This is a genomic window from Winogradskyella pelagia (assembly GCF_017581965.1).
GTDB lineage: Bacteria > Bacteroidota > Bacteroidia > Flavobacteriales > Flavobacteriaceae > Winogradskyella > Winogradskyella pelagia.
This window is the reverse complement of the sequence record NZ_JAGEVF010000006.1, coordinates 1-13,061: the sequence shown is the minus strand read 5'-3', so window position 1 is coordinate 13,061 and position 13,061 is coordinate 1. Positions and strand designations below refer to the sequence as shown.

General features: G+C 32.8%; 13 protein-coding genes. All 13 read left to right on the top strand.

The genetic code is table 11. From position 1 onward, the window contains the following. Window positions 1-84 precede the first annotated feature (84 nt). The 13 genes from epsC (at window position 85) to J4050_RS08560 (ending at window position 12,841) form a co-directional block, all read left to right on the top strand. The gene (gene epsC / locus J4050_RS08620; protein WP_208154176.1) at window positions 85-873 is read left to right on the top strand and encodes a serine O-acetyltransferase EpsC; all 789 of its coding nucleotides are present in this window, start codon (window positions 85-87) and stop codon (window positions 871-873) included. Further along, window positions 870-1,748: a cysteine synthase CysM gene (gene cysM / locus J4050_RS08615; protein ID WP_208154175.1), complete on the top strand. Its 879-nt coding sequence runs from the start codon at window positions 870-872 to the stop codon at window positions 1,746-1,748. Before epsC ends, cysM begins: the two co-directional genes overlap by 4 nt. Window positions 1,749-2,118: 370 nt before the next feature. After that, window positions 2,119-2,700, top strand: coding sequence for a DUF4136 domain-containing protein (locus J4050_RS08610; protein ID WP_208154174.1), 582 nt, complete (start codon window positions 2,119-2,121; stop codon window positions 2,698-2,700). 583 nt (window positions 2,701-3,283) lie between these two features. Beyond that, on the top strand, window positions 3,284-3,874 hold the full coding sequence (locus J4050_RS08605) for a hypothetical protein (protein ID WP_208154173.1): 591 nt from the start codon (window positions 3,284-3,286) through the stop codon (window positions 3,872-3,874). Between the two features lie 144 nt (window positions 3,875-4,018). Beyond that, window positions 4,019-4,372 carry a hypothetical protein gene (locus J4050_RS08600; RefSeq protein WP_208154172.1) on the top strand — a complete coding sequence of 118 codons (354 nt, stop codon included), beginning with the start codon at window positions 4,019-4,021 and terminating at the stop codon, window positions 4,370-4,372. Window positions 4,373-4,375: 3 nt separating this feature from the next. Then, on the top strand, window positions 4,376-4,837 hold the full coding sequence (locus J4050_RS08595; protein WP_208154171.1) for a hypothetical protein: 462 nt from the start codon (window positions 4,376-4,378) through the stop codon (window positions 4,835-4,837). A gap of 196 nt (window positions 4,838-5,033) precedes the next feature. Continuing rightward, a complete protein-coding gene (locus J4050_RS08590) occupies window positions 5,034-5,897 on the top strand; it encodes a cyanophycinase (RefSeq protein ID WP_243878593.1) in 864 nt (287 codons plus the stop codon). Window positions 5,898-5,985: 88 nt separating this feature from the next. Further along, the gene (locus tag J4050_RS08585) at window positions 5,986-6,939 is read left to right on the top strand and encodes a hypothetical protein (RefSeq protein ID WP_208154169.1); all 954 of its coding nucleotides are present in this window, start codon (window positions 5,986-5,988) and stop codon (window positions 6,937-6,939) included. Between the two features lie 152 nt (window positions 6,940-7,091). After that, window positions 7,092-7,586 (top strand): hypothetical protein, encoded by a 495-nt coding sequence (locus tag J4050_RS08580; RefSeq protein ID WP_208154168.1) that lies wholly within the window; start codon window positions 7,092-7,094, stop codon window positions 7,584-7,586. Window positions 7,587-7,897: 311 nt separating this feature from the next. Then, complete coding sequence (locus tag J4050_RS08575; protein WP_208154167.1) at window positions 7,898-9,163, top strand: DNA cytosine methyltransferase; 1,266 nt, start codon at window positions 7,898-7,900, stop codon at window positions 9,161-9,163. Then, window positions 9,160-10,236 (top strand): HpaII family restriction endonuclease, encoded by a 1,077-nt coding sequence (locus J4050_RS08570; protein ID WP_208154166.1) that lies wholly within the window; start codon window positions 9,160-9,162, stop codon window positions 10,234-10,236. The genes J4050_RS08575 and J4050_RS08570 overlap by 4 nt, the downstream gene beginning before the upstream one ends. Continuing rightward, on the top strand, window positions 10,233-11,999 hold the full coding sequence (locus tag J4050_RS08565) for an ATP-dependent nuclease (RefSeq protein ID WP_208154165.1): 1,767 nt from the start codon (window positions 10,233-10,235) through the stop codon (window positions 11,997-11,999). The genes J4050_RS08570 and J4050_RS08565 overlap by 4 nt, the downstream gene beginning before the upstream one ends. Before the next feature lie 263 nt (window positions 12,000-12,262). Then, window positions 12,263-12,841 carry a hypothetical protein gene (locus J4050_RS08560; RefSeq protein WP_208154164.1) on the top strand — a complete coding sequence of 193 codons (579 nt, stop codon included), beginning with the start codon at window positions 12,263-12,265 and terminating at the stop codon, window positions 12,839-12,841. Window positions 12,842-13,061: the final 220 nt, after the last annotated feature.

The following is a 13,061-nucleotide window of genomic DNA, read 5'->3' as shown; positions in this document are numbered from 1 at the left end:
GCCAAAACTTTAGGAATATTTTCACGTTATTTTTGTGCTAGTCATAGAATTAACTATCAACTTTGTTAACTACTCCTTGATTTTATGGAAAAAGCGCACTTAGTTGACATTATAAATAGACAAAAACAAGATGTTTTTATTTCGGCATCGCTAAAATTAGAATCGCAACGTTTCACCGAATTGCTTTTTAATGCCCTTTTTGATAGCGAAACTGACACCGAAAATGCCTTGATTGAGTTAGAATCTCTTTTCTTAAAGATTAGGGACTTGGCATGTCCGGATATTAAAGGAAAACCTTGTAAAACTTGGGATGATTTTACAGAAGCTATTCCCGATTTATTTTGTAGCCTAAAAAAAGACGCCTCTTCTATTTTGCACAACGACCCAGCAGCCCAATCATTAAGTGAGGTTTATTTGGCTTATCCTGGATTTTTTGCTATTGCTATCTACCGTATGGCGAAGGAATTTTTCAAATTAGGTCTGCCTTTAATTCCAAGGCTCATGACCGAGTATGCACACCAAAGAACAGGAATAGATATACATCCTGGAGCCACTATAGGCGAAGCATTTTTTATCGACCACGGAACAGGTGTTGTCATTGGAGAAACTACTGTAATCGAGGACCGCGTTAAAATTTATCAAGGTGTAACCCTTGGGGCATTAAGTGTTAAAAAAGAATATAAAAACACCAAAAGACATCCTACGATTGAGAATGACGTTACCATCTACGCCAATGCCACAATTTTGGGTGGAAAAACTATTATTGGAGCTAAAAGTATTATTGGAGGAAACAGTTGGATAACAGATTCAATACCAGAAAACTCAATAGTCTCCAATACATCTCAAGTAGAAATTATTGCAAAAAAAGCATGAACAAAACGATCATAGACCGTATTGGAAATACACCCTTAGTTAAATCAATTGCTCTTAACAGCAATCCCAATGTAGATTTATATTTTAAGTTAGAAGGCAATAACCCTGGCGGCAGTGTTAAAGACAGAGCTGCTTACAATATGATAAAGACAGCTTTAGATACAAAACAAATCGACTCCAGTACCAAATTAATTGAAGCTACAAGCGGAAATACAGGAATTGCTCTAGCAATGATTGCTGGGGTTTTTAAACTCAGCATCGAGCTCGTGATGCCAAAAACAGCTACAAAGGAGCGCGTACAGACCATGCGGGCTTATGGCGCTAAAGTCACCTTGCACCCAGATGGCATTGAGGGTGCACGGGATTATGCAGAACATAAAGTAGCAAATGATGGCTATTATTCATTTAATCAGTTTTCTAATGAAAATAATTGGATAGCTCACTACAAAACCACTGGTCCAGAAATCTGGAGAGACACCAACGGCAAAGTCACCCATTTTGTGTCCTCTATGGGTACCACAGGCACTATTATGGGAACATCTACTTTTTTAAAAGAAAAGAACACAGACGTTCAAATTATTGGCGTACAACCTACTGAGGGCTCAAAAATTCCTGGAATACGCAAATGGCCAAAAGAATATTTACCCAAAATCTTTAACCCGTCCAAAGTAGACAAGGTTTACGACGTCAGTCAAGAAGAAGCCATACAAATGGCTCGAAGATTAGCTCGAGAAGAAGGCATATTTGCTGGCATGAGCAGCGGAGGTGCTACAACTATAGCGCTTAAACTAGCCGAACAACTTAAAGATGGTATTATAGTAAGTATTATCTGTGATCGTGGAGACCGCTATTTGTCTTCTAAACTTTTTGAGTAGTTAAGGCATATTGATTTGAAGCTTTAATCTAACTTGCTTCTAGAAAGATTCGAAGAAAACTACTATCATCTTACCGACCTACCTTGCTAAGGTTATAAATATATCATAGAATAGAGATGCCATAAAAACTTTAACCAACTCCTCAAAATCCTTAAATAATTATTAAAATAATTATAAGTCCTTTAATAAGTGCTGTTTATCCTTTATTTTTAAAGAGAACGTTGGAATCCTTTTTCTAATCTAATCACAGATTAAGAAAAGGTATAAGACTTACTATTAAAATAAACATAGGCTATAAAAAAAGCTTGGTAATAAATTAGCCGAAGAACCAAGACCTATGGAATCAAAGAAAAATTAAAAGTATAATATTATGAAAACTATTAAACGAAACTTACCTCTTCTACTCTGCATCTTAATGCTGAATTGCGCCTCCCGTATTAAAACAAAAACACTCAATGACCAAAATCCTTTTGATTATAGAACTTTTGCCTATTTAACAGATACGGACTTTAACGCGTCGACTTACAATAGGGAGTTGGACTCAAATCTTGATGAATCTGCAATACAACAAATGAAAATTCGAATGAATAAATTAGGGTTTGCAATGGATTCAAAGAATCCAGATTTAGTCGTTTTTATTTCTAATGCTAATTCTATTGGAAGCAACCTTCAAAAAGATGGTACCAACAGCGCCGCCTCTCAAAGCGCTTCTTCTGGTATGATGCCATATAGTGGCTCTTCTAGTTCTACTACAACAAAACGTTATACAACTACAACTAGCAGCACGCCTACAACAAGACCATTTAAGAATGGTAATATGGTTATAGAAATTTTTAATGCGAAAACCAAAGCCTTAGTATGGGTAGGTACAGCCAAAAACTTTAAAACGGATATTGCGGGGCAGAATCTATCTGTAATGATGGTAGATGAAATTTTTAATGAATTTCCATAAATCGAAACTTAGGTCGATATACGAATCACATATTCTGACGGTATTCCATCCTAAAAAAAAACGCCAAGTACACTTGGCGTTTTTTCTTTTTGTTATATTAAACTGTAATTGGGACAGGAACTGAACACTAACCACAAATCCTTTATTTTCAATATTTTACAACTTCTATCGAATCTAAATAAAGAAAGGGTGAAACGTTACTATCTCCATTCAAATACTAGAAAGATAGGATCGCACTAAAAGTAAATCGGACCCTAAAGTATTTTAGCTTATTTTGGAAAACGGCTCCACATAGGCCACTGAAATTTATGCGCATGGTGTCATTAAATAATAATGGTTACATAAAAAATCCTCTCCACTTGTAGGAAAATTAATTAAATTAGAGGTAAAAGACATATTGGCTATAATAACAATGATATATACCCATGTTGCACAACGTAATTTGATGACTATTAGCAGTCCTTTGGGTATGGCAATAGAGGCTTTAACAAAAACCCAAAAAGAAACAGGAAAAGTGTTGTTATCCCGAAATATAATACATTAAATACTTAATTTTGTTTTGATATAACACGTTAGGGCACATATGAAAAACAAACTGCTGACATTAATAACTGTACTAATGATTTCAGGAATTACTTCCTGTAGTCGGAGTTATAAAATTGACAAAGCGGATTTTTCATTAATTCCTTACAACGGAAAAGAAGTTCTTGTACTTAAATCTACTGAAAATAAATTCGACACTATATTTTTAAAAGGATTTGAGCAATATTCCGCTGGATCTGACCCTTTAGCTATTTTTCCTGACAAGTATGAAATTTATCGTTTGAATTGCAGAGTTTCTGACCCGAATTATGACAGATATCTCGACGGGAAAAGTATAATAGAATTAACTGCTGGTGAAGACGAGACAATTATTTGGTTTGATATTTTCATGAAAGAATCTTGGTTTTATGGCAAACGAATTTATTCGAAAAAGGAATTTGACAGTGTTCCTTTTTCCAAAATAACTATTGATAATAAGACTTACGACGATGTTAAAATTTTTGAATCTGATGGCTCTTATGTACAAAGAGACAATTATGCGGAAAGGTTTTATTGGAGTTTAAGTCAAGGGTTTCTTGGATTGGACAAACGAGAAACTGAATGGAGACTGATAAAAAAATACGTGCCCTAACAACGTGTATAATTAATTGCTTAGGTCGTTGCTTACTTGGAAAATTCCTTCGGAATTTTCTCGCGTTCGTTTTTGTTTACTAAATTAGTTGCTGAAACACGCAACTAACCATACACAAACACGTTAGGCACAAGTTGACCAAAAATGCGAACAGAAGAATATAATAGAATTACGAAAGAAGGAAACGTACTTGATTTTGGAACGCTAAAAGAAACTAAAAAGCAACTCGGAATTAATAAGTTGACAGAACTTGAATCTGAAATTGACCGAATATTATCGGAAAACAAAATTCAAAAACCTGAATTGCACGAAAAACCGAATAGTACGGAAACTGACTTTTATCAGATTGACTTAAACTCTGACCAAATTGAAATGATAGTTTCTATGTTTGGAGATTTGGAAGTTGGAAATCTCGGAATGAATTACGAATCGACTTATTCCGCTAACTTTTTTGCTAAAATGCTTGATAAGTGGAATGATTTACCAGATTACAAATAAAAAATGAGCGAAGAAAACCCACCACACCTAAACGCTGAACAAATCAGAGAAGGAACTCAAAAAGGACTAAAGAAATATGAAAACTTGAGTTTTATTGAGCAGTATGCTATGTATATGGGAATGGCACAATTACTCGAATTTGGATTGAAAAAGTTATATGAAGAGAAATTTGGAGGAAGTCTTGATGATATGGAAAGATGGACTCTTGGAAAAACTAGAGTTGAACTTGAAAGAAAAGGATTGAGAGAAGACTTCATTGCTCTGCTCAAAGGAGTTACGGATTCAAGAAATCATATAGCACACGAAATTCTAGCGAATGAAGCGCTTATGAATGGAATGATGAATAAATTAAATGTACAAGGAGCGTTTTCGAAAAACAAGAGAATACTTTGGAAAGCAATAAATGAACTTGAACACGTCTGTTTTCTTTTTGACTGGACTAATGAAAATAATGGCTGGGATTAAAAACCAGTGCCTAACACCGTGTATAATTCATTGCTAGTTATAATCTATTTACGAAAGTCCTCGCGTACTTTCTATCTGTGATTTATTTGCTAACTTTAGTGCTTAAACCACGCAACTAATCATACACAATTACGTTAGCTACAATGACCTCAAAATCCTTACTAATAATTAAAAACTTCCAATGTTAAGAATTAAAATGCCATTTCTACTTTTTATCGTTTTACTGTTACCCGTTGAAAATATAGCACAGGAAAATGAAATAACCACTGGGAATAAAAACGGAACACTTATAGCAATTGGTGGTGGAGAAATTGGACATACAAACATTATGAAAGAATTTCGGAAACTGGCTGGTGGAGATTCCGCAAAGATAGTGGTTATACCAACTGCGTTTGTTAGGAATAATGAAATAGATACTATGTTACTAAAAAGAAATTTCAAAGAATATGGTATACCTAATTTTACTATTTTACATACAAGCGATTCTATTGAAGCTAATACTGACGAATTTGTTAAGCCGATTAAAGAAGCTACAGGTATTTATTTTACTGGTGGTAGACATTGGAGAATCGCAGACAGTTATTTAAATACCAAAGTACATAAAGAGTTATTAAAATTATTGGACAGAGGTGGTGTAATTGCTGGTTCGTCTGCAGGTGCAACTATCCAAGGTTCTTATTTAGCAAGAGGAGATACAAAAAACAATCAAATAATGATGGGAGACCACGAAATCGGATTCGGATTTATTTCAAATATCGCTATTGACCAACACGTCTTAAGCAGAAATCGACAGTTTGATATGTTTATAATTCTTGAGAATAAACCTGAACTTTTAGGTGTCGGAATTGATGAGAGTACAGCTATTGTTGTCAAAGGAGATATTCTCGAAGTTATTGGAGAAAGTTATGTTATTATCTATGACAAATCATTCTGGTCAATTGAATCTAATCCATTTGATGAGGAAACTTATAAAAAAATACCGAATAAAAACCAATTATTCTATTTTTTAAAAAGTGGAGATAAATATAATTTAAGAGAAAGAAAGGTCATTCGGAACTAAACATTATAAGTTGTCACAGTAGCTAACAATGTGTAAAGTTAATGCTTACTTCCTACTTCAATTTTAATTTCTATCTTTAAACAAACAAATGGTTTCATCGGAAAATTGGCAAGTCAAAGCCTTGCTATTTTTCTCCAGCGGATTTTTCGCCAGTTGCAAGCAACTTGGCTCACCAAAGCTAAAAATAGCTTCGGCTCAATCCGCACAAACCTTACACAAACACGTTAGGTGCAATGTCAAAAACCCAATGAAAAAATTAAACTTACTTATTACTTTATTAATCATTTTGAACTCATGTGGTTCAAATCAAAAAACAGTAAGTGCAGTTGAGGTTAATGAAACTAATGACATTGGAACAATTGATTTAAGAAAACAAGGTTTAAGGTTAAAAATTGGACCGACATGGTATGATAATGAATCTGAAATTCACTTTGTATTTGGTGTTTCAGAAAAAACAGCTGAAAATTATATAACTGAACTGCATTTTAATTTTGGTGGAAACATAGAATGCCAGAATAAATCACTTTCTGCAATATTTGACTTTAAAAATTCAAATGATTTAATTCTTTCCGATTCTGTCAACAGATTATTGCCTGCTACCAAGGAAATCATCCAAAGAAAACAAGATAATTCAAGTGTAGAATTTGACTTCAAAAACCCAAGTCCTGGAATATTAGTTTTTGCAATAGAAAAAGTAAACTTAAAGCCGAACAGGAAACAAAACAATATTTGGTTAAAAATTAAATCTGATTGTAGTGAATACTTAAACCTTCCAATCTTTCTATCCAAATATGACGTTCCAAATGTTGACGAACTAATAGACAGATATATCCAAAACACACTGAATGAACTATCAGAAAGTGAATTAAAAAACATAAAAGCCATTTTTTCACATAATCAAACTCATAAAACAGAAAACTTTTTGATTGATATGGTTGACCAAAGAAATATGCAGATTATGACTTATAATTCAGAAACAAAAGAATTTATTCTGTCTGACTTTGAAAAAAATGTGATTCGAAAAATAAAACACAGCACCTAACAACGGCTATAGTTCATTACGGCTGAAATTCCTAATCGGAATTTCAAGCCTTTTTGCTAAATTTATGGTTACGGCGGAATGATACTCGCGTACCATTCCGTAACGAAACCATAGCCAAAACCGTTGTGTGTAAGCTGAAAAAAGCATCGTAAATGACCAAAGAAAGTGCTGAAAAAATTGGAATTAGAGTTGCAACAATTTCTGTGTCAATCGGAATTGTTTTAGCATATTTAATTCCAACTTGGATATTTTGGGACGGAACTTCAAAATCTTTTACGTGGATTCTTGACATTGGATTTTGGTTTAATGTGATAATGGGAATTGCATTCTTTTACGGAATGGGATACTTTTTCGGAAAAAAAGCTGGAATTGAAATTCTTGTAAAAAAACGGAACTATATTCTGACTGGAATTAAATACGGAATTCTGACTTTGATAACAGCTACCTTTTTAACAAGCCTTATCGGATTTTTCCAAGAAGGAATTGAAAATATTGGAACACACGATGACCCATTTTATGATTATATTTTTAAACCAATGTACTGGATTTTAATGTTTGGAATTATTCCATCCATCGTTGTTGGAATTTTATTTGGACTGACAATAAAACTAAATGGAAATAAAAAGCCTACACACAACAATGTATAACCGCAATTACGGCGGATTCGACTACGTCCGAATCCACTCGGAATTGCTAACGTCTGTGCTAAACCGAAAAATTTGAGTACTTTAATCCGTAACTGACGGTTATACGAGACCGTTCTCTACAAGCTAAAAGCCACCGCTTAAACAGCACATTTATTTTTCCAAACGCGTCGCCAAAAGCTGAAAAATAAAAGAGCTGTTTCTGCCTTTGCGCTTGAGCAACTTTATCGACAAAAAAATGTGAACAAAAAATCGAATAAAAAATACATACAATCTAAATCTTTTTTAACTTGTAAGGTTGAATTTACTATTTTATGATAAAAGAAAGAATTGATATAGAAAACATTGACGGACAGCTATTTGAAATCAAAGTAGTTGAGCCAGAGAGTTCTAAACCAGCTTCTTTTACTCACTATTTGCATAATCATAAAAACGGAGTCTCGCAGTTCTACAAAAAGGATGCACTTGCTTTTGTAAAAGAAAGGTTGGTTAAAAAATATCCTAACGAACAAATCACAAACAAAGTTGCAGAAGAGGCTCTTCAATATTTGATTTTCGATTTAAAAAAATCTGTTCCTTTCCCAGCACCTGAAAAACCAAAATTTAAATTCATTGACCTTTTTGCTGGAATTGGTGGATTTAGAATAGCATTGCAAAACCTTAATGGGAAATGTGTTTTTACAAGCGAATGGGATAAATACTCAAAGCAAACTTACAAAGCAAACTTTGGCGAAATTCCATTTGGCGATATTACTAAACCAAAAACAAAAAGCTACATACCAGATAATTTTGATGTGCTTTGCGCTGGATTTCCCTGTCAAGCATTTTCAATTGCTGGCAGACGTGGTGGATTTGAAGATACTCGTGGAACATTGTTTTTTGACGTTGCAGAAATCATAAAAGAAAAACAACCAAAAGCAATTTTTCTCGAAAATGTCAAAGGTCTGCGCAATCACGATAAAGGAAAAACATTAGCAACGATTTTAAATGTTCTAAGACAAGATTTGAACTACTACGTTCCCGAACCTCAAATAATAAACGCAAAGGAATTCGGTGTTCCTCAAAATCGTGAGCGGATTTTCATAGTTGGTTTCCGCAAAGATTTGGGTATTACAGATTTTAAATACCCAGAACCAAAAGATAAAACTGCTGTATTAGACGACATTTTAGAGGAGCAAGAAGTTTCTGTTAAATACTACTTATCTACAACTTATGTTCAGACTTTAAGAAATCATAGAGCGAGACATGAAAGTAAAGGAAATGGATTTGGCTACGAAATTATACCAAATGATGGAATAGCAAATGCAGTAGTTTGTGGTGGAATGGGAAGAGAAAGAAATTTGGTTTTAGACGATAGACTTACAAATTTTATTCCTGTAACAAATATTTCTGGTGAAGTCAATCGTGAGGGAATTAGAAAAATGACACCACGAGAATGGGCCAGACTTCAAGGATTTCCTGATAACTTCAAAATAATAGTATCAGACGCACAAGCCTACAAACAGTTCGGTAATTCAATTGCAGTTCCTGCTATCCAAGCAACAGCAGAAAAAATTATAGAAAAACTAAACTGCAAATGATTACAGGTAACAAAGGTGAATGGAGTGAAATTTATGCTCTTTTCAAACTATTAGGTGATAAACAGCTTTTTCTCGGGAATAAAGATATTGAGAAACTTGAGGGATTGGTTTATCCTATAATCAAAATACTTCGCTCAGAGAATAATGGTGATTTTGAATACTCGATTAAAGACGAGTTAATATTAATTTCTGGAGAACAAGAAATTTTAAAAATCCCAATTGAAGAGTTTAAAACCAAAGCTATTTTCCTTTTAGATGCAATTAAAGAAAACCGTGAACGGACTTTCTCTATTCCAGAAATCGAAGAATTTATGCAATCAATAAACTGTATGTCTTTAAAAGCAAGCTCGTCTGCTAAAACTGACATTACGATTGTAGTTCATGACCAAAGAACAAATCAGCAACCAACTTTAGGATTCAGTATTAAATCTCAACTTGGCAGTCCTTCCACTCTACTAAACGCTGGCAAAACAACCAATTTCATTTTCAAAATAAATGGTGTTGATTTAACTGCCAAGCAAATTGAAGACATAAATTCTATTTCGACTAGGAGTAAAATTATTGATAGAATTGCTCAAATTCAATCTAAAGGCGGTTCTTTTGAATTCTTAAAAACAGAGAGACAAATTTTCTCAAACAATCTTGTTTTAATAGACAGCTTATTGCCACAAATTCTATCTCAAATAGTGTTTGACTTTTATTCAAATAAATTTTCTCAATTAACGGATTTAGTTAAAAAAATATCTGAAAAAAATCCATTAGACTTTGATATTGAAAATGAGCACGAATTTTACGAATACAAAATAAAACGCTTCTTAACAGATGTTGCACTTGGCATGATGCCTTCAAAAGTGTGGAGTGGTAAATATGATGCGACAGGCGGATATTTAATTGTTAAAGAAAATGGAGATGTTCTTTGTTATCATGTCTACAATAGGAACGAATTTGAAGATTACCTTTTTACTAATACAAAGTTAGATACAGCTAGTAGTTCACGACATGATTTTGGTAAAATTTATATAGAAAATGGAAGCCTATACTTTAAGCTCAATCTACAAATCAGGTTTGTATGATTGACAAAATCGTTAAAAATATAAATACACTTCAGCAATTAAAAAACAATGATATTCATAGAAAGTATATCGAATATATAAGATATCCATTCTTTAGAAACTTAGCACCTGATTCTAAAATCACATTTGATTTTCCGATTACATTTTTAGTAGGGAAAAATGGAGGTGGTAAAAGTTCAACATTACAATCTCTCTATGGTTGTCCAAAAGGTTATAGTCTAGGAGATTACTGGTTTACAACTGAGTTAGACCCAATTAAAGAGTTTGATAAAAACAGAAATTGTTTCATTTATGGATTTAAAGATAATGGCTTAATAAAAGAAGTAATTAAACAAAGAATCCACCGAGATAATGACCCTGATTACTGGGAAACTGCTAAACCAATTAAACGTTATGGGATGCAGAATTCGCAAAGGTTTTCCCCAATTGAAAAAGATGTAGTTTATCTTGATTTCAGAACAGAATTAAGTGCTTTTGACAAATTTTTTCATTTTTTAAAATTTCATTCTAATACTCATAAAACCAAACAAGATTTTCTTCGTTTCTATTCCAATAAACTTAAAGAGGCTTTTGATACGAATAAAATAATATCTTACTATAAGCCAAATAGAAACAAACCAAAAGTAATTTTATCTAAAATTGAAACAAAAATAGTTTCTGAAATATTGAGAAAAGAATTTGAAACTATTGAAATCATTGAACACAACCTTTTTAAAGATTGGGGAACCTCGATTAGATTAAAGCAAAAAAATATTAATTATTCAGAAGCGTTCGCAGGAAGTGGTGAAACAGCAGTCGTCATTCTTGTCCATAAAATATATAATGCATCGAACGAAAGTTTGATATTATTAGATGAACCGGAAACATCACTGCATAGTGGTGCTCAAAAAAGATTAATGTCGTTTTTAATAGAGCAATGTATAAAGAAAAAACATCAAGTAGTTATTTCTACTCATTCACCTTTTCTAATCGAGAATATGCCAAATGAATCAATTAAAGTATTTTCTACTCTTAATACTACTGGTAAATTCGTAATTGATAATGATAGAAATTATAAAGAAGCATTCCACGAATTAGAAATAGAAAACACCACCAAAAAAATTATTCTTGTAGAAGACAGAACTGCTCAAATCATTATTGATAAAACCATTGAAAAATTAGGAAAAGCTACAGAAGATATTTTTGTAACAAAATATCTTCCTGGAGGTGCTGATGATATTAATCAAAGACTTACTACAATTATGGAAATCACTGATGACACATACGTAGTATTTGACGGAGACCAGAAGAAACTTCAATCGCCAATTGATTTGAACTCAATACCACCCAATCAACAAGATACCAGTGTAAAACTAAAAGCATTGATAAAATCCCAAACTGGTTGTGATGTGAAGTTTTATTTAAACGGCGGAAATCAATCCAAAGAATTGAAAGAAGAGGAAACTCTAAGACTAGCAAAAAAATACTTAGAATTCTATAAAAAAAATGTGTTCTATTTACCGCTTTTAATTCCTGAAGATATTATTTGGGATGAAGATTTTGCCAAAAAGTTGCTAAAACTATTGAAACCTGATAAAGATATTTCAATAATCAAAAGTGCATCATCAAATTCTAAAGAATTACTTTTTAATTTTTGTATTCAATGCTATGGTGAAAGCAAACAGTACGAATCTACAGTTCTTCAATTTGTTTCAAATTGGCTTAATAAGGAAGACACTCATTTTTTGAACATAAAGAATTTAATTAATCAATTAAAAAACTAAATTCAACAGAAAGTCAACCTTACGAGCCATACACATGTACAGTCGCATCATCCAAACATCACCAAAACTGTAAAAGAGTATGTCTCTGCCAACGCTCGAAACCAATCTGAATACAAAAAGCCAGTAGAGAACAATGTGTATAATTCATTGCTAGTTCTCGCCTACTTGCGAAAACCCATGCGGACTTTCTATCTGTGATTTATTTGCTAAATTTAATGCTTAAACACGCAACGAAATCATACACTTTACCGTTGGGCATAATTATGAAAAAACGAACAATCATATTATCAATTTTACTCTTATTCCAATTCTTGGTTAATGGACAAGAATATACTGAATCAGAAGAATTCATATTGACTAAATATGACACCTCTTTATTTGAAAAGATGTTTTCATCAAATGAAGAATTTAATGGAAACACTCTAATTTATATAACTGACAATAGAGGAAATAAACTGAAAGAAATTGAAGTTTTTATTGAAACTTACGAAAATGACTCAAAAGTTGAGGAACTAATAACAACGGAATTTAAAAATATTAATAAAATAATTCGTGTGGTTATTAGTCAATGTGCTTGTTATTGTGATACTTCAAAGTATTACTTTTTTGTAACTAACGACAAAAAACTAATTGAACTACCAACAATTGAACAAGAAGATTACGAGTTTGGAATGAAAACTAAAGATTACGTTTTCAATGCTGAATCTGAAACAATTGAGTTGACAGAATTTCAAGATGAAATGATAAAGAAAAATGAGAATGATAATCCAACTTTCAAATTGAAATCAAAAAAAGTATTGAAAAAATATAAATGGAACGGAAACGAACTGAATGAAAAATAACTATGCCCAACAATGTATAACCGCAATTACGGCGGATTCGACTACGTCCGAATCCACTCGGAATTGCTAACGTCTGTACCAAACCGAAAATTAACGCATATAAACCCGTAACTGACGGTTATACGAGACCGTTGTAGCACATTAAACCAAAATCACGTGATAAGAATGAATACCTACATAATCTTCGGAGTTTTAGCTTTAATCGGAATATTTGCTTTGA

Coding starts and splice junctions, on each gene's coding strand:
- J4050_RS08605 (WP_208154173.1), top strand. CDS start 3,284: ATGAAAAACAAACTGCTGACATTAATAACTGTACTAATGATTTCAGGA.
- J4050_RS08610 (WP_208154174.1), top strand. CDS start 2,119: ATGAAAACTATTAAACGAAACTTACCTCTTCTACTCTGCATCTTAATG.
- cysM (WP_208154175.1), top strand. CDS start 870: ATGAACAAAACGATCATAGACCGTATTGGAAATACACCCTTAGTTAAA.
- J4050_RS08580 (WP_208154168.1), top strand. CDS start 7,092: ATGACCAAAGAAAGTGCTGAAAAAATTGGAATTAGAGTTGCAACAATT.
- J4050_RS08575 (WP_208154167.1), top strand. CDS start 7,898: ATGATAAAAGAAAGAATTGATATAGAAAACATTGACGGACAGCTATTT.
- J4050_RS08595 (WP_208154171.1), top strand. CDS start 4,376: ATGAGCGAAGAAAACCCACCACACCTAAACGCTGAACAAATCAGAGAA.
- J4050_RS08590 (WP_243878593.1), top strand. CDS start 5,034: ATGCCATTTCTACTTTTTATCGTTTTACTGTTACCCGTTGAAAATATA.
- J4050_RS08600 (WP_208154172.1), top strand. CDS start 4,019: ATGCGAACAGAAGAATATAATAGAATTACGAAAGAAGGAAACGTACTT.
- J4050_RS08570 (WP_208154166.1), top strand. CDS start 9,160: ATGATTACAGGTAACAAAGGTGAATGGAGTGAAATTTATGCTCTTTTC.
- J4050_RS08585 (WP_208154169.1), top strand. CDS start 5,986: ATGGTTTCATCGGAAAATTGGCAAGTCAAAGCCTTGCTATTTTTCTCC.
- epsC (WP_208154176.1), top strand. CDS start 85: ATGGAAAAAGCGCACTTAGTTGACATTATAAATAGACAAAAACAAGAT.
- J4050_RS08565 (WP_208154165.1), top strand. CDS start 10,233: ATGATTGACAAAATCGTTAAAAATATAAATACACTTCAGCAATTAAAA.
- J4050_RS08560 (WP_208154164.1), top strand. CDS start 12,263: ATGAAAAAACGAACAATCATATTATCAATTTTACTCTTATTCCAATTC.